The sequence below is a fragment of the Streptomyces sp. NPDC002125 genome, assembly GCF_053593715.1.
In genome coordinates this window covers 13,368-33,290 of record NZ_JBSFDD010000005.1, presented here as the reverse complement: position 1 = coordinate 33,290, position 19,923 = coordinate 13,368, and the positions used below count along the sequence as shown (strand labels likewise).

The following is a 19,923-nucleotide window of genomic DNA, read 5'->3' as shown; positions in this document are numbered from 1 at the left end:
TGGTCAGTTCCGCGAATCGCCTTCCGCTGCCCACCGCCTTCCGTACGCTGATGCTCAGCACCGGTGGGGGCCGGTGTCGTTTCAGGGGACGAGACAGTCGGATACGACGCCCGGGGCGGGTGGCGGCCGGCGCACGGCGGCGGCCGTGGGCCTGCGGTTCACCGGAGTGCTCCGGGCGTCGTGTCCGCCGTGGTCCCCGTCCTCGCCGGGGCCGGCCATTCAGGGGGCGCCCCAGAGTTCACACAGCATGGGGGTGTCTGTGGCGCGTATCCGGGTTCTGGTGGTCGACGACCACCGCATCTTTGCCGAGTCCCTCGCCGCCGCGCTGGCGGCCGAACCGGACGTCGACGTGTCGGCGGCGGGCAGCGGTCCCGCCGCGCTGCGCTGTCTGGAGCGCGCGTCCGCCGAGGGGCGGCGTTACGACGTGATGCTGGTCGACGCCGAGCTGGGCATCCTCGCGGCGAACGGCGTCCGGGTGCCCGCGCCGCGAGCCGCACCGGACGGCGGGCCCGGCCCGGGCGGTCCGGTGGACGGCATCTCGCTGGTGACGGGGGTGCGAGCGACCCAGCCGCACATACGCACGGTGGTGCTGGCCGAGCGGGACGACCCCCGCAGGGCGGCGATGGCGCTCCAGGCCGGCGCGTCGGGCTGGGTCGCCAAGGACTGCTCGCTCCAGCGGCTGCTGGCGGTCATACGGGGCGTGCTGCGCGACGAGACGCATCTGCCGGCCGCCCTGCTGACCGGGGTCCTGCGGGAGCTGACGGCGGCCCGCAAGCACCGCACCGAGAGCGAGCAGCTCGTGGAGTCGCTGACCCCGCGCGAGCGGGAGGTGCTGCGCTGCATGGTGGCGGGCCTGGGCCGCAAGGCGGTCGCGGAGCGGCTCTTCCTCTCCCCGCACACCGTGCGGACGCACATGCAGAACGTGCTGGGGAAGCTGGGCGTGCACTCGACGCTCGCCGCCGTGGCGCTGGCCAGGCGGGCCGGGGTGGGCCCGGCGCCGCTAACCGGGGATGTTGTCGAACGGGGCGGTCAACTGGCGTAGCAGCCCGGCCAGTTCGGAGCGCTGCTGGTGGGAGAGCTCGCCCAGGATGGCCCGCTCCTGGTCGAGCAGTCCGGCCAGCGACTGGTCGGCCTTGTCGCGGCCGAGGTCGGTCAGCCGCACCAGGACACCCCGGCGGTCGCTCGGGTCGGGCAGCCGCTCCACCAGATTCTTCTTGGTGAGCCGGTCGATGCGGTTCGTCATCGTGCCCGAGGTGACCAGCGTCTGAGTCAGGAGCTGGCCGGGGGAGAGCTGGTACGGGGCTCCGGCGCGCCGCAGGGACGTCAGGACGTCGAACTCCCAGGGCTCCAGGTGGTGCTCCGCGAAGGCGATCCTGCGGGCCCGGTCCAGATGCCTGGCCAGGCGGGAGACGCGGCTCAGGACCTCGAGTGGTTCCACGTCGAGGTCGGGGCGCTCACGGCGCCATGCAGCGACCAGTCGGTCGACCTCGTCCTCCATGTCGATCAGTGTAGATGGTCCCTCGACATGAAGTCTCTTGAATTCAAGTGTCTTGACATCAAGAGATTCTCTTGATGATCCTGATCCCATGACCGCACCCACCTGGGACCCCCGCCAGTACCTCCGCCACGCCGACCACCGCACCCGCCCCTTCCACGACCTCCTGGCCAGGACCGGCCCCCTGCCCCACGAACCCGCACCCCGCATCGCCGACCTCGGCTGCGGCGCGGGCAACGTCACCGCCCTCCTCGCCGCCCGCTGGCCGGCGGCCCGCATCACCGGCTACGACAACTCACCGCAGATGCTGGAATGCGCCCGCACCCACGCCGGACCCCTCCTCGACTTCGCCGAGGCCGACGCCGGCACCTGGGAGCCCTCGGAGACGTACGACCTGATCGTCTCCAACGCCCTGCTCCAGTGGGTCCCCGGCCACACCGGCCGCTTCCCCCGCTGGCTGGACGCCCTCACCCCCGGCGGCACACTTGCCTTCCAGGTCCCCGGCAACTTCGACGCCCCCAGCCACGCCCTCATGCGCGAACTGGCAAGCTCCCCCCGCTGGCACGCGCGCCTCGGCGGCCTCCTGCGCCACGGCGACGCCGTGCACAGCCCCGCCGGCTACCTGGAACACCTCACCGCGCCCGGCCGCACCGTCGACGTCTGGGAGACCACCTATCTGCACCTCCTCCAGGGCGAGGACCCCGTCCTCGACTGGGTCAAGGGCACCGGCCTGCGCCCCCTCCTCGACGCCCTCGCGGACGACCCCGAGGCCCGCGACGCCTTCCTCACCGAATACCGCGACCGGCTCCGCACCGCCTACCCGGCGGGCCCGCACGGCACGGTCTTCCCGTTCCGCAGGATCTTCGCGGTGACCAGGACCGCGGGATGACCGCTCAGAGCCGGTCGAGTGCCTCCGCCGAGACGTCGACGTCGACGGGGAACGGAACCCCGGTCTTGAGCCGGTCGTGATGGATGCCCGTCAGGGCGTACGTCTTGTTCACCGGGTCCAGCTCGTAGACCCGCACCACCGGATGCCTGTCGCTGCCGGCCATCTCGACCAGCCAGAAGTTCGGGATACCCGCCGCCGCGTACTTCTGCGGCTTCGTGTCACGGTCCCGGGCCTCGGAGTCGGGGGAGACGACCTCGACGGCGAGGAGCACGTCCGCCGCCTCGAAACGTGTCAGTTCCCGCCCGGTCACCGCCTCGGCCCGGACGACGCAGACATCCGGCTCGGGGGCGTTGCGCCGGTCGAGGACGACAGTCATCTCGCGGCGGGCCTTCAGCTCCGGCGGCGCGCTGAGGCGGAGCCCGGTCATCAGAAGGTCGATCACCGTGCTGTGAAAATCTCGCTGCGGACTCACAAAGACCAGGCTCCCGTCGAGCAATTCCGTGTGCGGCGGGAGATCAGGCAGCGTGAACAGGTCGTCCACGGTGTATCCGTCCTGCGGGGGCACCGGCCAGCGGCTGCTGTGCCCGGTGATCGGCTCGGCGGTCATGGTTCCTCCCATGGACGGGATTCTGGTCCTGCCCCACCACAGTAAGGTCCGGTTCGCGACTCCGTCATCACAACGAGTGATCACGCGTGTGCCCGCAGCGGATCAGTTCTTCCGGTGGCCTATCAGCCGAGGCTTCGACTCCAGGTTCTCCAGCCCGTGCCACGCCAGATTCACCAGATGGGCGGCGACCTCCGCCTTCTTCGGCTTCCGCACGTCCAGCCACCACTGACCGGTCAGCGCGACCATCCCGACCAGCGCCTGGGCGTACAGCGGGGCCAGCTTCGGGTCGAAGCCCCGCGCCTTGAACTCCAGGCCCAGGATGTCCTCGACCTGCGTCGCGATGTCGCTGATCAGCGACGCGAAGGTGCCCGTGGACTGCGCGACCGGCGAATCACGCACCAGGATCCGGAAACCGTCCGTGTACGTCTCGATGTAGTCCAGCAGCGCGAAAGCGGCCTGCTCCAGCAGCTCACGCGGATGCCCCGCCGTGAGCGCCCCCGTCACCAGGTCCAGCAGCTGGCGCATCTCACGGTCGACCACCACGGCGTACAGGCCCTCCTTGCCGCCGAAGTGCTCGTACACCACCGGCTTGGAGACCCCGGCACGCGCCGCGATCTCCTCCACCGAAGTGCCCTCGAACCCCTTGTCGGCGAACAGGGTGCGGCCGATGTCCAGAAGTTGCTCCCGGCGCTCCTTACCCGTCATACGGACCCGCCGGGCCCGTCGCGTGGGGGCAGGCATGCTCTTCTCGCCGCTGGTGCTTCCGTCGGTCGCCACGTCGTCAATCATGCCGGGTCGGCGGCCGCGGGCTTGCGCCGGGAGGCGATACGCGAGGCATCGGGCCACCGCACGTCGTGCGCCCAGCCCAGCTTCTCGAACCAGCGGATCAGCCGGGCACTGGAATCGATCTGGCCCCTCATCACCCCGTGGCGCGCGCTCGTCGGGTCCGCGTGGTGCAGGTTGTGCCAGGACTCGCCGCACGAGAGGACCGCGAGCCACCACACGTTCCCCGACCGGTCACGCGACTTGAAGGGCCGCTTGCCGACCGCGTGACAGATCGAGTTGATCGACCACGTCACGTGGTGCAGCAGCGCGACACGGACCAGCGAACCCCAGAAGAACGCGGTGAAGGCACCCCACCACGACCACGTGACCAGACCGCCGACCAGCGGAGGGATCGCCAGCGACAGAATCGTGAAGCTGAGGAAGTGACGCGAGATCGCACGGATCGCCGGGTCCCGTACCAGGTCCGGGGCGTACTTCTGCTGCGGGGTTTGCTCCTCGTTGAACATCCAGCCGATGTGGGCCCACCACAGGCCCTTCACCAGCGCCGGCAGGTTCTCGCCGAACCGCCACGGCGAATGCGGGTCGCCCTCCGCGTCGGAGAACCGGTGGTGCTTGCGGTGATCGGCCACCCACCGCACCAGCGGACCCTCCACCGCCATCGAACCCGCGACGGCCAGGGTGATGCGGAGCGGGCGCTTGGCCTTGAAGGAGCCATGGGTGAAGTAGCGGTGGAAACCGATCGTCACACCGTGGCAGCCCCAGTAGTACATGAAGACCAGCAGCCCCAGATCGAGCCAGCTGACACCACGGCCCCAGGCCAGCGGCACCGCCGCGACCAGGGCAGCGAACGGCACCACGATGAACAGCAGCAGCGCGATCTGCTCGACCGAACGCTTCTTGTCACCCCCCAGCGTGGCGGAGGGCGCGGTGGGACCGCCTGCCGCCGCCGGCAGGCCGTCGTCGATCACATCGGGACTGGTGGGCATCGGGAGTCCCCCGTGGGGTGAGGAAATATGACGGAATGAGTGGGCTACGCATCCGTAACCTACGGCAACGTAAGTATGGCAGCGACAAGGCCCGCGACACGAGAGCGGCGCCGCCGCAACCCTTGGGGGAACCGGCCCGCGGCACCACGACCGGCTACCCCCAAGGGCAACGAGCACGCCCGCCCCGAGGACACCTATCCTGAGTGGGTCGGACAGCGCGGTCCGCACTCTGCATATCCGGGGTGACCCGTCAGCACCGCGAGCGCCCCGGCCCCCCTGACAGACGTGCTCAACCACTGCAAGGAGCCGCACACTGTGAGCAGTGCCGACCAGACCCCCGCCGCCAGCACCGAACTGCGGGCCGACATCCGCCGCCTCGGCGACCTGCTGGGCGAGACCCTCGTACGACAGGAGGGCCAGGACCTCCTCGACCTCGTCGAGCGCGTCCGCGCCCTGACCCGCGAGAACGGCGAGGCAGCAGCCGAGCTCCTCGGCGACACGGACCTGGAGACCGCGGCGCAGCTCGTCCGCGCCTTCTCCACCTACTTCCACCTCGCCAACGTCACCGAGCAGGTCCACCGCGCCCACGAGATGCGCGACCGCCGGGCCGCCGAAGGCGGGCTCCTCGCCCGCACCGCCGACCGCCTCAAGGACGCCGACCCCGACCACCTGCGCGAGACGGTCAAGAACCTCAACGTCCGGCCCGTCTTCACCGCACACCCCACCGAAGCCGCACGCCGCTCCGTGCTCAACAAGCTCCGCCGCATCGCCGAGCTCCTCGAAACCCCCGTCATCGAGGCCGACCGCCGACGCCAGGACATCCGCCTGGCCGAGAACATCGACCTCATCTGGCAGACCGACGAACTCCGCGTCGTCCGCCCGGAGCCCGCCGACGAGGCCCGCAACGCCATCTACTACCTCGACGAACTCCACGCCAACGCCGTGGGCGACGTCCTGGAGGACCTGGCCGCCGAACTGGAGCGCGTCGGCGTCGAACTGCCCGCCGGCACCCGCCCCCTCACCTTCGGCACCTGGATCGGCGGCGACCGCGACGGCAACCCCAACGTGACGCCCGCCGTCACCTGGGACGTGCTGATCCTCCAGCACGAGCACGGCATCACCGACGCCCTCGAACTCGTCGACCAGCTGCGCGGACTGCTCTCCAACTCCATCCGCTACACCGGAGCCACCGACGAGCTCCTCACCTCCCTCCAGACCGACCTGGAGCGCCTCCCCGAGATCAGCCCCCGCTACAAGCGGCTGAACGCCGAGGAGCCCTACCGCCTCAAGGCCACCTGCGTCCGCCAGAAGCTCGTCAACACCCGCGAGCGCCTCGCCTCCGGCACCCCGCACCGCCCCGGCTGCGACTACCTCGGCACCGCCGAACTCATCGCCGACCTGGCCCTCATCCAGACCTCCCTGCGCGAACACCGCGGCGGACTCTTCGCCGACGGCCGCATGGACCGCACCATCCGCACGCTCACCGCGTTCGGCCTCCAGCTCGCCACCATGGACGTCCGCGAACACGCCGACGCCCACCACCACACGCTCGGCCAGCTCTTCGACCGCCTCGGCGAGGAGTCCTGGCGCTACGCCGACATGCCCCGCGACTACCGGCAGAAGCTCCTCGCCAAGGAACTCCGCTCCCGCCGCCCCCTCGCCCCCACCCCGGCCCCGCTCGACGCCGCCGGCGAGAAGACCCTCGGCGTCTTCCACACCATCAAGCAGGCCTTCGAGCGCTTCGGCCCCGAAGTCATCGAGTCCTACATCATCTCGATGTGCCAGGGCGCCGACGACGTCTTCGCCGCCGCCGTCCTCGCCCGCGAAGCCGGACTCATCGACCTCCACGCCGGCTGGGCCAAGATCGGCATCGTCCCCCTCCTCGAAACCACCGACGAACTCCGCGCGGCCGACGTCATCCTCGACGAGATGCTCGCCGACCCCTCCTACCGCCGCCTCGTGTCCCTGCGCGGCGACGTCCAGGAGGTCATGCTCGGCTACTCCGACTCCTCCAAGTTCGGCGGCATCACCACCTCCCAGTGGGAGATCCACCGCGCCCAGCGCCGCCTCCGCGACGTCGCCCACCGCTACGGCGTACGCCTGCGCCTCTTCCACGGCCGCGGCGGCACCGTCGGCCGCGGCGGCGGCCCCTCGCACGACGCGATCCTCGCCCAGCCCTGGGGCACCCTGGAGGGCGAGATCAAGGTCACCGAACAGGGCGAGGTCATCTCCGACAAGTACCTCATCCCCGCCCTCGCCCGCGAGAACCTGGAACTGACCGTCGCGGCCACCCTCCAGGCCTCCGCACTGCACACCGCGCCCCGCCAGTCCGACGAGGCGCTCGCCCGCTGGGACGCGGCCATGGACACCGTCTCCGACGCCGCCCACGCCGCCTACCGCAAGCTGGTCGAGGACCCCGACCTCCCGACGTACTTCCTCGCCTCCACCCCCGTGGACCAGCTCGCCGACCTCCACCTCGGCTCGCGGCCCTCCCGCCGCCCCGGCTCCGGCGTCTCCCTCGACGGACTCCGCGCCATCCCCTGGGTCTTCGGCTGGACCCAGTCCCGCCAGATCGTCCCCGGCTGGTTCGGCGTCGGCTCAGGCCTCAAGGCCCTGCGCGAAGCCGGACTCGACACCGTCCTCGAAGAAATGCACGAACAGTGGCACTTCTTCCAGAACTTCCTCTCCAACGTCGAGATGACCCTCGCCAAGACCGACCTGCGCATCGCCAGGCACTACGTCGACACCCTCGTCCCCGACGAACTCAAGCACGTCTTCGACGTCATCGAGGCCGAGCACGCACTCACCGTGCAGGAAGTCCTCAAGATCACCGGCGGCAAGGAACTCCTCGACACCAACCCGGTGCTCCAGCAGACCTTCGCCATCCGCGACGCCTACCTGGACCCGATCTCCTACCTCCAGGTCTCCCTGCTCGCCCGCCAGCGCCAGGCCGCCGAACGGGGCGAGGAGCCCGACCCGCTGCTCGCCCGCGCCCTGCTGCTCACCGTGAACGGCGTCGCCGCGGGTCTGCGCAACACCGGCTGACCCAGGCCGGCACCGCCGGCCAGTGACGAGGAACGGCGGGTGCGGACCTGTCAGAGAGCGATGAACGTCGCCATCAACAGGACCGCACCCGCCGTTCCCGTACCCCACGCCGTCCGCGTCAGCCGCAGCCCTCCGCCGATCATCAGCGCGGCCATCAGCAACGCCCCGCCCAGCGGCACCCAGGCATGCAGAAAGCCCGGCACACCCGTCCTCACCACATCACCCGTGCCGGGCTTCACCACCACGGGGAAACGGTCGCCCTTCCGCGCCGCCACCGACCGCTCGATCGTCACCTCGGACCGGTCCTGCGAATCCGCGTCCGGCGAGAACGACCCCGAACACGCGTCCTCACCGCACTCCGTGACCGCCATCGTGCCGTGCTCACGGCCCTTGGCCAGGACCACGTGGTGCGCCGTGTCCCACGACGCCCACACACCGGCCACCAGCAGCAACAGCACGACACAGCCCGCGGCGAACGTACGGCCATGAGCCAGCATCCGGTGCGAGGAACTCCGCTTCATGGACGCCGATCCTTGGGCAGAGCGCTCCCCTCGGTCAACCTGTGGCCGAAAAACACCCACGTACCCACTGGAATGTCAGGAGTTGTACGCGGACTGAGCCCGCTCCAGCCCCTCGTCCAGCAACGACTCCACCGCATCCGCCGCCCGGTCCACCAGATACGCGAGCTCCTTGCGCTCCGCACCCGAGAAATCCTTCAGCACGAAATCCGCGACCTGCATCCGCCCCGGCGGCCGGCCGATCCCGAAACGCACCCGGTGATAATCCGGACCCATCGCCTTCGTCATCGACTTCAGCCCGTTGTGCCCGTTGTCACCGCCACCCAGCTTCAGCCGCAACATCCCGAAATCGATGTCCAACTCGTCATGCACCGCCACCACATGATCCGTAGGCACCTTGTAGAAGTCCCGCAAAGCCGTCACCGGACCACCCGACAGATTCATGTACGACATCGGCTTCACCAGCACCACCCGGCGGCTCGACGGCCCCGGCGGACCGACCCGCCCCTCCAGCACCTGCGCCTGCGCCTTCTGAGCCCGCTTGAACGAACCCCCGATCCGCTCCGCGAGAAGATCGGCGACCATGAACCCCACGTTGTGCCGGTTCGCCGCATAGTCGGGGCCGGGATTACCGAGGCCCACGATCAGCCAGGGGTCGGTGGCTTCGGACATCAGAACTCGGTCTCCTCGCAGTGCGTACAGACAGATCGATACAGGAAAACGGGGCAGCGGAACCCCGGAAGGGAACCGCCACCCCGTCAGTCAAGCAGGTGGGGCGAGGCTCAGGCCTCGGCAGCCTCGGTCTCGGCACCCTCGGCCGGGGCCTCCTCGGCCTGCGCGGCCACGACCTGGAGCACGACGGCCTCCTCGTCGCCCGCCAGCACCGAACCCTTGGGGAGCGGGATGTCCTTCGCGAGGATCGAGTCACCGGCGTCCAGGCCCGCGACCGAAACCGTCACGGACTCGGGGATGTGCGTGGCCTCGGCCTCGACGAGCAGCGTGTTCTGCACGTACTCCAGCAGGTTGGCACCCGGCGCCAGGTCGCCCTCGGCGTGCACCGCGATCTCGACGTTGACCTTCTCGCCGCGCTTCACGGTCAGCAGGTCGACGTGCTCGATGTTGCCCTTGATGGCGTTGCGCTGCACGGCCTTCGGGATCACCAGGGCGTCCTTGCCGTCGATCTCCAGACCGATCAGGACGTTGGCGGTACGGAGCGCGAGAAGCAGCTCGTGACCCGGCAGGTTGATGTGAACCGGCTCGGCACCGTGGCCGTAGACCACACCGGGAACCAGGTTGGCACGACGGGTACGACGGGCAGCGCCCTTGCCGAACTCCGTACGGACCGTTGCGTCGAGCTTGATCTCAGCCATGCTGCACTCCTCGTAAGGTGACGAAAAACCGATGGTCACCCGGCCCACGACAGGCCTGCTACGAAGAGCGCGTCGATAACGGACCACCGAATCCCATGACCACGCATGAGAACGGCCTCCCTCGCCGAGCAACTCACTGAGTCTACCCGGCGGGGAGGCCGCGCCCAAAGTCGATCACCCGAAGGCGGTCACCCGGGGCTCATCACCCCGCAGCACCCGGCCCCGAGGTTTAACCCTGCTCCTCGAAGAGGCTCGTCACCGAACCGTCCTCGAACACCTCACGCACCGCGCGCGCGATCGTCGGAGCGATCGAGAGCACCGTGATCTTGTCGATCTCCAGCTCACCCGGCGTCGGCAGCGTGTCCGTGAAGACGAACTCGCTCACCTTCGAGTTCTTCAGACGATCGGCCGCCGGACCCGACAGCACACCGTGCGTCGCGGTCACTATGACGTCCTCGGCACCGTGCGCGAACAGGGCGTCCGCCGCGGCGCAGATCGTGCCACCCGTGTCGATCATGTCGTCGACCAGGACACACACCCGGCCCTCGACGTTACCCACGACCTCGTGGACGCTGACCTGATTCGGCACGTCCTTGTCACGGCGCTTGTGCACGATCGCCAGCGGCGCGTCCAGACGGTCGCACCAGCGGTCCGCGACCCGCACCCGGCCCGCGTCCGGAGAGACCACCGTCAGCTTCGACCGGTCGACCTTCGCACCCACGTAGTCCGCCAGGATCGGCAGCGCGAACAGGTGGTCCACCGGACCGTCGAAGAAGCCCTGGATCTGGTCCGTGTGCAGATCGACGGTGAGGACACGGTCCGCACCCGCCGTCTTCATCAGGTCCGCCACCAGACGGGCCGAGATCGGCTCACGGCCACGGTGCTTCTTGTCCTGACGGGCATAACCGTAGAACGGCACGATCACCGTCACCGACCGCGCCGACGCACGCTTCAGCGCGTCCAGCATGATCAGCTGCTCCATGATCCACTTGTTGATCGGAGCCGTGTGGCTCTGGATCAGGAAGCAGTCCGCGCCACGAGCGGACTCCTGGAAGCGGACGTAGATCTCACCGTTGGCGAAATCGAAGGCCTTCGTCGGCACGAGGCCGACACCCAGCTGGTGTGCGACCTCCTCGGCCAGCTCGGGGTGGGCGCGGCCGGAGAAGAGCATCAGTTTCTTCTCGCCGGTCGTCTTGATCCCGGTCACAGCACAGTCTCCTCAGACGTGTATCTGGCACCGCACGCATGTGTCCCGATGTGCGACGAGCCAGCCGAAATGGGTGAGCATCTATCACGGTACGCCGCCTTTGGCGCACCTGTTTCCGGTCAGCTTTCGCCGTCGGTCTCCCGTGCGGCAGCCTGAGCGGCCTGAGCCGCCGCGCTCCCGGGACGCTTCCGGGCGACCCAGCCCTCGATATTCCGCTGCTGGCCCCGGGCGACGGCCAGCGAACCTGCCGGCACATCCTTGGTGATGACCGAACCGGCAGCCGTGTAAACGCCGTCCCCGACCGTGACAGGCGCCACAAACATATTGTCCGACCCGGTCCGGCAGTGGGACCCGATCGTGGTGTGGTGCTTGGCCACCCCGTCGTAGTTCACGAAGACGCTCGCGGCGCCGATGTTGGTGTGGTCGCCGATCGTCGCGTCCCCGACATAGCTCAGGTGCGGCACCTTCGTGCCCTCGCCGATCGTCGCGTTCTTCATCTCGACGTACGTCCCGGCCTTCGCCTTCGAGCCGAGCCGCGTCCCGGGCCGCAGATAGGCGAACGGACCCACGGACGCCCCGGGGCCCACCTCGGCGCTGTCCGAGACCGTGTTGTCCACCCGGGCGCCCGCGTGGACCACGGTGTCCTTCAGGCGCGAGTTCGGGCCGACCTCGGAGTCCTCCGCGAGGTGGGTCGAGCCGAGCAGCTGCGTACCGGGGTGCACGACCGCGTCACGCTCGTACGTCACCGTCGCGTCGATCAGGGTCGACGCCGGGTCCACGACCGTTACGCCGGCCAGCATCGCCCGCTCCAGCAGCCGCTCGTTGAGCAGCCGCCGGGCCTCGGAGAGCTGGAGCCTGTTGTTGATGCCCAGGATCTCCCGGTGGTCGCCCGCCACGGACGCCCCGACGCGGTGCCCGTCCTCACGCAGGATCGACAGCACGTCGGTGAGGTACTCCTCGCCCTGACTGTTGTCCGTGCGCACCTTGCCGAGGGCCTCGCTCAGCAGCCGGCCGTCGAAGGCGAAGACGCCGGAGTTGATCTCCCGGATCGCGCGCTGGGCGTCGGTGGCGTCCTTGTGCTCGACGATCTCGGTGACGGCACCGGTGGCCGCGTCACGGACGATCCGGCCGTAGCCGGTCGAGTCCGGGACCTCGGCGCTCAGCACGGTGACGGCGTTCGCGTCGGCGGCGTGGGTGGCGGCCAGCGCGGAGAGCGTCTCGCCGGAGAGCAGCGGGGTGTCGCCGCAGACCACGATCACGGTGCCCTCGACGGTTCCGCCGAGCTCTTCGAGAGCGATGCGGACGGCGTGGCCGGTCCCGTTCTGCTCGGCCTGGTACGCGGTGCGCACGGGGGTCTCCCCGGCGGAGAGGTGAGCGGTGACCTGCTCGCTGGCATGGCCGACGACCACGACGAGGTGCTGGGGGTCGAGCTCACGGGAGGCGGCGACGACATGTCCGACGAGCGAGCGCCCGGAGATCTCGTGCAGGACCTTGGGGGTCTTCGACTTCATGCGGGTGCCCTCACCCGCTGCGAGGACGACGACGGCGGCCGGGCTTGTGGCGCTCACGGATGTGCCCTTCGGCTTCGGGTGGTGGACATCCGCAGGATACCGGGGGCGTATATGCCCGAAACGAGCGCGGGCCCCGACCGGTGAGGTCGGGGCCCGATGCGTGGGCTCCGCCGGCTGGATTCGAACCAGCGTCTCAAGGCTCCAAAGGCCTGCGGGATGCCGCTACCCCACGGCGGATCACTGCGTCAGACCCTACCTGAGGCGGAGTTGGGCCTGATCCACGATTCCGCGCCACCAGCCTTCAACTCGACGGTACAACTCCGCACCTTGAGAAACACGGATCACCAGACATCCGTGGTAGGTCTCGCCGGTGTTCTTGCGAGAGGTCTTGGGGTTGTGCTTCTTCAGCGTGGTCTTCTGGAGCGCTGAGGCGTCGATTCCCACAAGCTCCGCCCAGTAGCGTTCGGCGGCCTCGACCTCTGCTGTCTCGTGGATCATGACTCGGAAGCAGATGCGGTCAGGCGTGACCCCCACCACGGCCAGCCAGGCCAGATAGGTCTCGATCATGCCTGGGTCGCTATTGACGAACGCCAGGTTCTCCCGGCGGTCGTACGGTTTGTCCTTCGCCCCCTCGGACCAGTAGAGGCCTACGCCGATGAGGAGAAGCTCCCGATCCGTGAGGTTGCCGATCGCTGCCTGCGCAGCGGCCTTCGTCCGCTGCCGCTCCTCGTCGCGCACGGCCAGTTCGTGATCCCAGCGCAGGCGCCCGGCAAGCCGGGCCTGCTCGATGGCGCTTCGGCTGCGGACCGGCTTCGGCAGGTCCCGCGCCCAGAGCGAGATCGAACCCTTCGAGCACCCCAGCTCCACCTGAATCTGGTCGTAGGTCATCCCCTGGAGCCGCAGCTCCCGGGCCTTGGCTCGTAGGTCGTCCTTCGCGTTGGGGCGTTTCGTCCACTCCGGGGCGGGCTCGCCCTCCAGGAGCCGGTTCAGGATGTCGTTGTTGTCGACGTGCAGCCGGTCGCGGATCTGGCGGCGGCTGAGGCCCTCCCGCCGCAGCGCGACCGCCTTCTCCCGCAGGCCCTCGAAGTCCGCGTACTTGCCAGTGGCATGTGTCATACGGACAGCCTCGTCCGGAATGCGGACGTCCGGGTCGAAAAGGCGCTCGGTTCGCCGGATCGTGCGATTACCTGCGTTTACGGCTTGACCAGTCACTTTCTGTGCTCTTGGAGTCTCCGGAAAAAGAGATGCGCCCGCCCGTACGCTGGATGCCATGACCGCAACGGGGGCAGACCAGGAAGCGGCGGGGCAGACCACCCGCGGCTACTGGTGGTGGGAGCGGCGGCGCAGTGTCGCCCTGGACGTGGGACTGGCGCTTCTTTCGGCGCTGGAGTGTGCGCTGGAGGGGGTGGAGTTCGCCGGGGACACCGGGTTGCCGGTGCCGCTGGCGGTGCTGTTCGGGCTGGCGGCGGGGTCGGTGCTGGTGCTGCGCAGGCGGTGGCCGATCGCCGTGGTGCTGGTGTCGATCGCGACGACGCCGGCCGAGATGGGTTTCCTGATGGGGATCGTCGGGTTGTACACCCTGGCGGCTTCCGAGGTGCCGCGGCGGATCACGGTGGTGCTGACGGGGATGACGCTGGTCGGCACGTTCATCGTGTCGTACGTGCGGCTCCGGCAGAGTATGGACGCCCATGCCGACTTCGGGCCCGGGTTCTGGTACGTCCCGGTGGTGTCCCTCTTCATGTCGCTGGGGCTGACGGCGCCCTCGGTGCTCTTCGGGCTCTACATCGGGGCCAGGCGCAGGCTGATGGAGAGCCTGCGGGAGCGTGCGGATTCGCTGGAGCGGGAGCTGTCGCTGCTGGCGGACCGTGCGGAGGAGCGGGCCGAGTGGGCGCGTACGGAGGAGCGGACGCGGATCGCGCGGGAGATGCACGACGTGGTGGCGCACCGGGTGAGTCTGATGGTGGTGCACGCGGCGGCGTTGCAGGCGGTGGCTCCGAAGGATCCGGCGAAGGCGGTGCGCAATGCGGCGCTGGTGGGTGACATGGGCCGGCAGGCGTTGACGGAGCTGCGGGAGATGCTCGGGGTGCTGCGGAGCGGGGACGCGCTGGTGGCTCCGCGGTCGGGCCGGGTGCCGCTGGCGTCGGTGGGGCGTGTTGCCGCGGCGGTCGCGGAGATGGTGGCGGAGGACGGGCCGCGTCTGCGTGAGGTGGAGGCGCTGGTGGCGCAGTCCCGGGATGCGGGGATGACGGTGGAGCTGTCGGTGGAGGGGGAGCTGCGTCCGTATGCCCCGGAGGTGGAGCAGACGGCGTACCGGGTGGTGCAGGAGGCGTTGACGAACGTCCACAAGCATGCGGCGGGTGCGAGGACGTGGGTGCGGCTGGCGCATCGGGGGTCCGAGGTGGCGATGCAGGTGGAGAACGGTCCGTCGGACGGTGTGACGGCGGATGCGGGGCTGCCGAGTGGGGGGAACGGTCTGGTGGGGATGCGGGAGCGGGTGCTGGGGCTCGGGGGTGTGTTCGTGTCGGGGCCGACTGACGCGGGTGGTTTCCGGGTGTCGGCGGTGCTGCCGGACGGTGGGGCGGCGGGGGTCTGAGGGGGCGGCGGCCTGTGGGGCTGCCTCGGCCCTGGGGCTGGGTCTGGGGTTGGGCCGGTTCGGGGCTGGGCCGGTCCGGGGTCCGGTCCGGGTGGTCTCAGCCCGAGGTGAGTCTGGCCGGTTGTACGCCGGTCATGAGTGTTTCGAAGGCGCGGTCGATGTCGGAGCCGAGGTACCAGTCTCCGGTGTGGTCGATGGAGTAGACGCGTCCTTCGCTGTCGATGGCGAGGACGGCCTGTCCGTCGCCTTCTTGGCCGAGGGGTGCGACCTCTGTTTCGAGTGCGCGTCCGAGGTCGCCGAGGGTACGTGCGAGGTGGAGGCCGCTGAGCGGGTCGATGTGCACGGTGGCGGTGGCGATCTGCCGGCCGGGTGCGGTGGAGCTGATGCGGAGTCCGCCGAATTCGGCCCAGGCTTCGACGGCCGCGGGGAACACGGCGTGCTGGTGTCCGGCGGGGGACGCGTGGGAGCGCAGGGCGTCGGCCCATTCCTCGGCCTGCCGGATGTCCCAGCGTCCGGGCTGCCATCCGGCGTCGCGGAGCGCGGCGTCCACGGCGACGGGGAAGCGGGTGGTGGAGGTGCGGTCCTGCTGGGCGGGTACGTCGATTCGTTCGTGCATGGTGCTGTTGCTCAGCCCTTCTCGGCTGTGGTCGCCGCACCGTGGGTGAGGTCGACGGGGCGTACGCCGAAGTGGGCGAGCATCTCGGTGCAGGAGCGGCAGGGTGGCGCGTACGTGCCGTGGAGGGGGTCGCCGTCCTCGCGGATGCGGCGGGCGGTGAGGCGGGCGTGTTTGAGCGCGCGGCGGGCCTCGCCGTTGGTGAGGGGTTTGCGCTGGGCGCGTTTGGAGCGGCTGTCGTCGGCTGCGGTGAGCTGTCGTGACAGGAGTATGGCTTCGGGGCAGCGTCCGGTGAAGCGTTCGCGCTGGTTGGTGGCGAGGGTGTCGAGGAAGTCCTGTACGAGGGGGTGGAGGACCGGGGGCTGGTCGCCTTTGCCTGCGGTGCAGGTGAGGGTTTCTCCGCGTACGGACAGGGCTGCGGCCACGGCGGGCAGGATGCCGTCGCGGCGGTGGTGGAGCTGGGGTGGGCGGCTGGGCTCGGTGGTGCTCCAACTGAGTCGTGGGTCTCCGGATGTGACTGTTTGTGCTGTGCGCATGGTGCTGTTGTCCCTCCCTGCAATCCCCCGAGTTGCGGGGGACAGCCTGCCAAATATGCAGGGTGGTGGGGAAGCTGGGTGGGTGAAACGTGTCTTCGTGTCGTGGGCGGGTGGCCCGGTTGTCGCGCGTCCGTCACGCGTCGGTGACGTTGGGTGAGTGGGGGTGCGGGGGCGGGTGGCCTGGTTGCGCCACCGCATAGGCTGTGCGGAACACCAGACGCAGCAGGGGGCAACCGCCATGACGACAGGTCGGCTCGGGCAGCAAGCCGCGCCACCGAACGCGGCCTATGCCGGGCAGGTCGTGCATTTCCCGGATCCTGTCCGGGCGTCCCGCCACCCCAGAGGTGTGCAGGTGGACGGGAACGGCTATCCGGTGCTTTCGCCGTATGCGCGTGCCGCCGCGGAGATCGCTGATCCGCCTCCGGGTTTCGGGATCGACGAGCTGCGGCTGACGGACTACGTGTCGGCGAACGCGGCGCTCGCGGCGAGCGGTCATGAGCTGTGGGACACGATTCCCGCGGTGGCGACTCCGCACGGCTGGACGTGGCATCACGTGGCGGGTGGCCGGCGGATGGAGCTGGTTCCGGTCGAGGTGAAGGCGCTGCTGCGTCATCACGGCGGTCTGGCGACGACTCCGGTGGATCAGAACCGTCGGGGTACGAGGCCGTTGCAGGAGACGAGGCCCGCTCACTTCCGGCTGCCGAAGGGTGCTGTCGCCGTGGGTGAGCAGCAGATCCTGGGGGTCGAGGAGGATCTCGGGTATCGCCTTCCGGGTGCGTACCGTTCGTTCCTGAAGGCGGCGGGCGGTTCGGCTCCGGTGGGTGCCGCGCTGGACGCGGAGCTGGGGCTGCTGGTGGACCAGCCGTTCTTCACGGTGCGTGAGGAAGCCGCGATGAACGACCTGGTGTACGTGAACAAGTGTCTGCGGGATCACTTCACGAAGGATTTCCTGGGCGTGGGTTTCGTCCAGGGCGGCATTCTGGCCGTGAAGGTCCGGGGCGGCGGTGTGGGGTCGGTGTGGTTCTGCGCCTACGACGATGCGCGGGACCAGGACGGCTGGGGTGTGCAGGAGCGGGTGGACCGGCTGCTGCTGCCGTGCGGTGAGGACTTCGATGCTTTCCTCCAGCGTCTCGCGGGCAATCCGCCGGAGCTGGAGACGGTGGCGAACCTGATGGTGGACGGTGGCTTCGCGCGGGCCGTCCCGGTGGAGGGGTGAGCGCGGTGGTGACGTTCGCGCAGGCGCAGGAGCGGGCGGATGAGTGGGTCAACGGTGATGTGCCCGCGTATCAGCATCGTGAGGTCCGGGTCCGTGAGTTCGAGCTGGGTTTTGTGGTGTGGGCCGAGGACCGGGCCGAGGGTCCGGTTTCGGACGGGGGCCGTCAGCGGCTGGTGATCGCCCGTGACAGTGGTGAGGCCACGTTGTGGCCGGGGCTGCCGGTGGGTGAGGTGATCCGGCGGTACGAGGAGGAGTACGGGGTGTCCGCGGTGGCGGAGCCGGCTCCGGAGCCGCCGCAGCGTATCGATCTGAATCAGACGTCGTTCTTGCTGAGTCCGCCGGAGTGGCTTCAGGAGGCGGCGGACAAGCTGGGGATTCCGGATCGTCGTGCGGGGGCGGATGCGCCGTCCTCCGGTGATCCGGCTTCTTCGTCTTCTTCTCCTTCTGTTCCCGCGCAGGCCGGCTCCGGTGCGGGTGCGCGTGCGTGGCCGGCGGCCGGTGGGCAGCCGGATCATGAGCCGACGGCGTCGGACGGTGTGCCTGCCTCGGGGACTCCCTGGGCGGGTACGGACACGAACGCGGCGGGCGACGAGGGTGGTGTGGCGCTGCCGGCGACGGTGTTCGCGCCCCCGCTCTCGGGTTCGGACGATGACGGGACTCCGCCGCCGGTGGTGTCCGCGGAGGCGCCGACCGCGTTGATGTCGGGTGGCAGTCAGCTGCCGCCGACGGCGCTGGTTCCGGGGCTGGACCCGTTTGCGCCGCCGCCGGGGGCGCCGGGGCCTTCTGGTCCCGGTCCTGGTGCCGGTGCGGGGGACATCTCCGATGCGGCGACGAGCAAGGCTGTCGTGGAGCCGAGGGGTGTGCGGGGGCCGGCGTCGACGACTCCGCCGCCGCCCGGTGCGCCGGGTACGCCGGGGGTGTCCGCGCCGCCGTCGGGTCCGGGTGCGCCCGGTGCGCCGGCGGGTGGGTACCTGCCGACGCAGCTGGTCTCGCAGCTGGGTCCGCCCGGGGCTCCGGGTGCGCCTCAGCCTCCCGGTCCTCCTGGTCCTCCCGGCCCTCCGGGACCCCCGCAGGGTTCGACGCCGCCTCCGGGTGGCGGGATGCACCAGGCCGCGACGATGTTCGCCGACGCGAGCATCGGCGGCCCGAACGCGCCGCGTCCTCCGGGTCCTCCCGGTCCGCCCGGTCCTCCGGGTGCCCCTGGGGCCCAGGGTGCTCCTGGCGCTCAGGGTGCGATGCCGCCTCCGCCCGGTTCCACGCCGCCTCCGGGTCCTCCCGGTCCGCCCGGCCCTCCTCCGGGCGCGACGCCGCCTCCGGGTGGCGGGGTGCACCATGCCGCGACGATGCTGGCGGGTCCCGGTCAGGTCGGTCCCGGGGCGACGCCGCCTCCTGGTGTGCCGGGTCCGCACACTCCGCCGCCGCCCGGTGGGTACGGCTACCCGCAGCAGCCGCCGGGTCAGCCGACGGTCGGGCCCGGCTATCAGGCCGTGCTGCGCTTCCGTGCGGCCGACGGCAGTGAGCAGCAGCTGATCCGGCGTTCGGCGCCGGGTACTCCGCATCCGGAGTGGCAGATGCTGCACGAGCTGCGGGCGATGGGTGTGCCGCCGCAGCAGGTCATCGAGTTGCACACGGAGCTGGAGTCGTGCGAGCTGCCCGGTGGGTACTGTGCGCGGATGATCCGGGAGACCTGGCCGCAGGTCCGGATCACGAGTGTGGCGCCGTACGGGACGGATCACGCGAGCCGGCAGCAGGGCATGCAGCATCTGCTGACGCATCAGGGTGAGCTGCATCAGGTGGCGGACGGTCCGGCGCGGTCCGCTCCGGTGCGGGCGCCGTTGCCGCAGATGCCGCCCGCGATGCCGGTTCGGCCGGAGGCGCTGGCGGAGGAGCTGCACGGGGCGTTCGGTCCGGGTGTGCTGCGGTTCGACCAGCGGGCGGTGTCCCGTCAGGGTGTGCCCGAGGTCGTGGCGCAGACGCTGGTGTGGGCGGGGCTGCCCGCCGATTTCGGGCCGTTCTTCTGGGCGCAGCCGGGGCATCCTGTGGTGCCGACGCTGGCGGAGCTGGCGGCGCAGCGGCAGGTGCAGCCGGCGTCGGACGCGGGTTCGTATCTGGTGATGGGTTCGGACTTCGGCCGGGCGATCTGTGTGCAGTACGGGACGGCGAACATCGTGGCCGTTCCGGTGGAGGCGGGTCCGGGTGGGTCGCCGGTGCCGCCGCAGTTCGTGAACACGGGGCTGCCCGAGTTCGTGCGGTCGATGGCGTTGCTGGGCCGGATGTGGCGGTTGCGGTACGGGCTGAATCCGGAGCAGGCGGGCCGTTGGACGGTTGATTTCCAGGCTCAGCTGGTGGCGGTCGATCCGGCTGCGCTGGCGTCGCCGGAGAGCTGGTGGTCGGTTCTGCTGGAGCAGATGTGGGACGGGCTGCTCTGATCCGACCGGTTGTGTGCGAGAGGCGTCTGTTCCTTTTGGGGGCAGGCGCCTTTTGTGTGCGGTTCTGTGATTCGGAACGCTCTCGTCCTGAAAGCAGCTGATCGATTCCGACTTCCGGGCCA

Annotated in this window: 18 protein-coding genes and 1 tRNA gene; 6 read left to right on the top strand and 13 right to left on the bottom strand. The window is 70.0% G+C overall.

Annotation, left to right across the window (positions count from 1 at the left end):
- Positions 1 to 247 precede the first annotated feature (247 nt).
- Positions 248 to 1,042 (top strand): LuxR C-terminal-related transcriptional regulator, encoded by a 795-nt coding sequence (locus ACWCQM_RS10395; protein WP_450914875.1) that lies wholly within the window; start codon positions 248 to 250, stop codon positions 1,040 to 1,042.
- Here ACWCQM_RS10395 and ACWCQM_RS10390 read toward each other — a convergent pair.
- Positions 1,001 to 1,498, bottom strand: coding sequence for a MarR family winged helix-turn-helix transcriptional regulator (locus ACWCQM_RS10390; RefSeq protein WP_073753174.1), 498 nt, complete (start codon positions 1,496 to 1,498; stop codon positions 1,001 to 1,003). The genes ACWCQM_RS10395 and ACWCQM_RS10390 overlap by 42 nt on opposite strands.
- Positions 1,499 to 1,586: 88 nt before the next feature.
- Between ACWCQM_RS10390 and ACWCQM_RS10385 the strand changes: the two genes are divergently transcribed.
- Positions 1,587 to 2,384, top strand: a complete 798-nt coding sequence (locus ACWCQM_RS10385; RefSeq protein WP_450914874.1) for a trans-aconitate 2-methyltransferase — start codon at positions 1,587 to 1,589, stop codon at positions 2,382 to 2,384.
- A 4-nt stretch (positions 2,385 to 2,388) separates the two neighbouring features.
- Here the strand turns inward: ACWCQM_RS10385 and ACWCQM_RS10380 are convergent, their stop codons facing one another.
- The 3 genes from ACWCQM_RS10380 to ACWCQM_RS10370 all read right to left on the bottom strand — a co-directional run bounded on the left by ACWCQM_RS10380 (position 2,389) and on the right by ACWCQM_RS10370 (position 4,763).
- Positions 2,389 to 2,991 (bottom strand): Uma2 family endonuclease, encoded by a 603-nt coding sequence (locus ACWCQM_RS10380; RefSeq protein ID WP_450915262.1) that lies wholly within the window; start codon positions 2,989 to 2,991, stop codon positions 2,389 to 2,391.
- Positions 2,992 to 3,093: 102 nt separating this feature from the next.
- On the bottom strand, positions 3,094 to 3,780 hold the full coding sequence (locus tag ACWCQM_RS10375; protein ID WP_147963818.1) for a TetR/AcrR family transcriptional regulator: 687 nt from the start codon (positions 3,778 to 3,780) through the stop codon (positions 3,094 to 3,096).
- Complete coding sequence (locus tag ACWCQM_RS10370) at positions 3,777 to 4,763, bottom strand: acyl-CoA desaturase (protein WP_450914873.1); 987 nt, start codon at positions 4,761 to 4,763, stop codon at positions 3,777 to 3,779. The genes ACWCQM_RS10375 and ACWCQM_RS10370 overlap by 4 nt, the downstream gene beginning before the upstream one ends.
- A 315-nt stretch (positions 4,764 to 5,078) precedes the next feature.
- Between ACWCQM_RS10370 and ppc the strand changes: the two genes are divergently transcribed.
- On the top strand, positions 5,079 to 7,808 hold the full coding sequence (gene ppc / locus ACWCQM_RS10365) for a phosphoenolpyruvate carboxylase (protein ID WP_450914872.1): 2,730 nt from the start codon (positions 5,079 to 5,081) through the stop codon (positions 7,806 to 7,808).
- A 50-nt stretch (positions 7,809 to 7,858) separates the two neighbouring features.
- On the opposite strand, the gene ACWCQM_RS10360 is transcribed toward ppc, so the two are convergent.
- The 7 genes from ACWCQM_RS10360 to ACWCQM_RS10330 form a co-directional block, all read right to left on the bottom strand.
- Positions 7,859 to 8,329 carry a hypothetical protein gene (locus ACWCQM_RS10360; RefSeq protein WP_450914871.1) on the bottom strand — a complete coding sequence of 157 codons (471 nt, stop codon included), beginning with the start codon at positions 8,327 to 8,329 and terminating at the stop codon, positions 7,859 to 7,861.
- 75 nt (positions 8,330 to 8,404) lie between these two features.
- Positions 8,405 to 8,998 carry an aminoacyl-tRNA hydrolase gene (gene pth, locus ACWCQM_RS10355; RefSeq protein ID WP_450914870.1) on the bottom strand — a complete coding sequence of 198 codons (594 nt, stop codon included), beginning with the start codon at positions 8,996 to 8,998 and terminating at the stop codon, positions 8,405 to 8,407.
- A gap of 110 nt (positions 8,999 to 9,108) precedes the next feature.
- Complete coding sequence (locus tag ACWCQM_RS10350) at positions 9,109 to 9,696, bottom strand: 50S ribosomal protein L25/general stress protein Ctc (RefSeq protein WP_450914869.1); 588 nt, start codon at positions 9,694 to 9,696, stop codon at positions 9,109 to 9,111.
- Positions 9,697 to 9,925: 229 nt separating this feature from the next.
- Entirely contained in the window at positions 9,926 to 10,903 is a 978-nt protein-coding gene (locus tag ACWCQM_RS10345; RefSeq protein ID WP_073753165.1) for a ribose-phosphate diphosphokinase, read from the bottom strand.
- Between the two features lie 119 nt (positions 10,904 to 11,022).
- The gene (gene glmU, locus ACWCQM_RS10340; RefSeq protein WP_450914868.1) at positions 11,023 to 12,471 is read right to left on the bottom strand and encodes a bifunctional UDP-N-acetylglucosamine diphosphorylase/glucosamine-1-phosphate N-acetyltransferase GlmU; all 1,449 of its coding nucleotides are present in this window, start codon (positions 12,469 to 12,471) and stop codon (positions 11,023 to 11,025) included.
- Between the two features lie 108 nt (positions 12,472 to 12,579).
- A tRNA-Gln gene (locus ACWCQM_RS10335) sits at positions 12,580 to 12,651 on the bottom strand.
- A 15-nt stretch (positions 12,652 to 12,666) separates the two neighbouring features.
- Positions 12,667 to 13,530 carry a hypothetical protein gene (locus ACWCQM_RS10330; protein WP_450914867.1) on the bottom strand — a complete coding sequence of 288 codons (864 nt, stop codon included), beginning with the start codon at positions 13,528 to 13,530 and terminating at the stop codon, positions 12,667 to 12,669.
- A 154-nt stretch (positions 13,531 to 13,684) separates the two neighbouring features.
- Here ACWCQM_RS10330 and ACWCQM_RS10325 point away from each other — a divergent pair, with 154 nt between their 5' ends.
- Positions 13,685 to 15,007 carry a sensor histidine kinase gene (locus ACWCQM_RS10325; RefSeq protein ID WP_450914866.1) on the top strand — a complete coding sequence of 441 codons (1,323 nt, stop codon included), beginning with the start codon at positions 13,685 to 13,687 and terminating at the stop codon, positions 15,005 to 15,007.
- A gap of 97 nt (positions 15,008 to 15,104) precedes the next feature.
- Here the strand turns inward: ACWCQM_RS10325 and ACWCQM_RS10320 are convergent, their stop codons facing one another.
- Together ACWCQM_RS10320 and ACWCQM_RS10315 are read right to left on the bottom strand one after the other, a co-directional pair.
- Complete coding sequence (locus ACWCQM_RS10320; RefSeq protein ID WP_450914865.1) at positions 15,105 to 15,623, bottom strand: SUKH-3 domain-containing protein; 519 nt, start codon at positions 15,621 to 15,623, stop codon at positions 15,105 to 15,107.
- Positions 15,624 to 15,634: 11 nt separating this feature from the next.
- Positions 15,635 to 16,156 (bottom strand): YwqJ-related putative deaminase, encoded by a 522-nt coding sequence (locus tag ACWCQM_RS10315; protein WP_450914864.1) that lies wholly within the window; start codon positions 16,154 to 16,156, stop codon positions 15,635 to 15,637.
- Positions 16,157 to 16,394: 238 nt separating this feature from the next.
- Here ACWCQM_RS10315 and ACWCQM_RS10310 point away from each other — a divergent pair, with 238 nt between their 5' ends.
- Both ACWCQM_RS10310 and ACWCQM_RS10305 read left to right on the top strand, forming a co-directional pair.
- Positions 16,395 to 17,372 (top strand): SMI1/KNR4 family protein, encoded by a 978-nt coding sequence (locus ACWCQM_RS10310; RefSeq protein ID WP_450915261.1) that lies wholly within the window; start codon positions 16,395 to 16,397, stop codon positions 17,370 to 17,372.
- Complete coding sequence (locus ACWCQM_RS10305; protein WP_450914863.1) at positions 17,369 to 19,801, top strand: SUKH-4 family immunity protein; 2,433 nt, start codon at positions 17,369 to 17,371, stop codon at positions 19,799 to 19,801. Before ACWCQM_RS10310 ends, ACWCQM_RS10305 begins: the two co-directional genes overlap by 4 nt.
- The last annotated feature ends 122 nt before the right edge of the window (positions 19,802 to 19,923 follow it).

Coding starts and splice junctions, on each gene's coding strand:
- ACWCQM_RS10395 (WP_450914875.1), top strand. CDS start 248: ATGGGGGTGTCTGTGGCGCGTATCCGGGTTCTGGTGGTCGACGACCAC.
- ACWCQM_RS10390 (WP_073753174.1), bottom strand. CDS start 1,498: ATGGAGGACGAGGTCGACCGACTGGTCGCTGCATGGCGCCGTGAGCGC.
- ACWCQM_RS10385 (WP_450914874.1), top strand. CDS start 1,587: ATGACCGCACCCACCTGGGACCCCCGCCAGTACCTCCGCCACGCCGAC.
- ACWCQM_RS10380 (WP_450915262.1), bottom strand. CDS start 2,991: ATGACCGCCGAGCCGATCACCGGGCACAGCAGCCGCTGGCCGGTGCCC.
- ACWCQM_RS10375 (WP_147963818.1), bottom strand. CDS start 3,780: ATGATTGACGACGTGGCGACCGACGGAAGCACCAGCGGCGAGAAGAGC.
- ACWCQM_RS10370 (WP_450914873.1), bottom strand. CDS start 4,763: ATGCCCACCAGTCCCGATGTGATCGACGACGGCCTGCCGGCGGCGGCA.
- ACWCQM_RS10360 (WP_450914871.1), bottom strand. CDS start 8,329: ATGAAGCGGAGTTCCTCGCACCGGATGCTGGCTCATGGCCGTACGTTC.
- pth (WP_450914870.1), bottom strand. CDS start 8,998: ATGTCCGAAGCCACCGACCCCTGGCTGATCGTGGGCCTCGGTAATCCC.
- ACWCQM_RS10350 (WP_450914869.1), bottom strand. CDS start 9,696: ATGGCTGAGATCAAGCTCGACGCAACGGTCCGTACGGAGTTCGGCAAG.
- ACWCQM_RS10330 (WP_450914867.1), bottom strand. CDS start 13,530: ATGACACATGCCACTGGCAAGTACGCGGACTTCGAGGGCCTGCGGGAG.
- ACWCQM_RS10325 (WP_450914866.1), top strand. CDS start 13,685: ATGACCGCAACGGGGGCAGACCAGGAAGCGGCGGGGCAGACCACCCGC.
- ACWCQM_RS10320 (WP_450914865.1), bottom strand. CDS start 15,623: ATGCACGAACGAATCGACGTACCCGCCCAGCAGGACCGCACCTCCACC.
- ACWCQM_RS10315 (WP_450914864.1), bottom strand. CDS start 16,156: ATGCGCACAGCACAAACAGTCACATCCGGAGACCCACGACTCAGTTGG.
- ACWCQM_RS10310 (WP_450915261.1), top strand. CDS start 16,395: ATGACGACAGGTCGGCTCGGGCAGCAAGCCGCGCCACCGAACGCGGCC.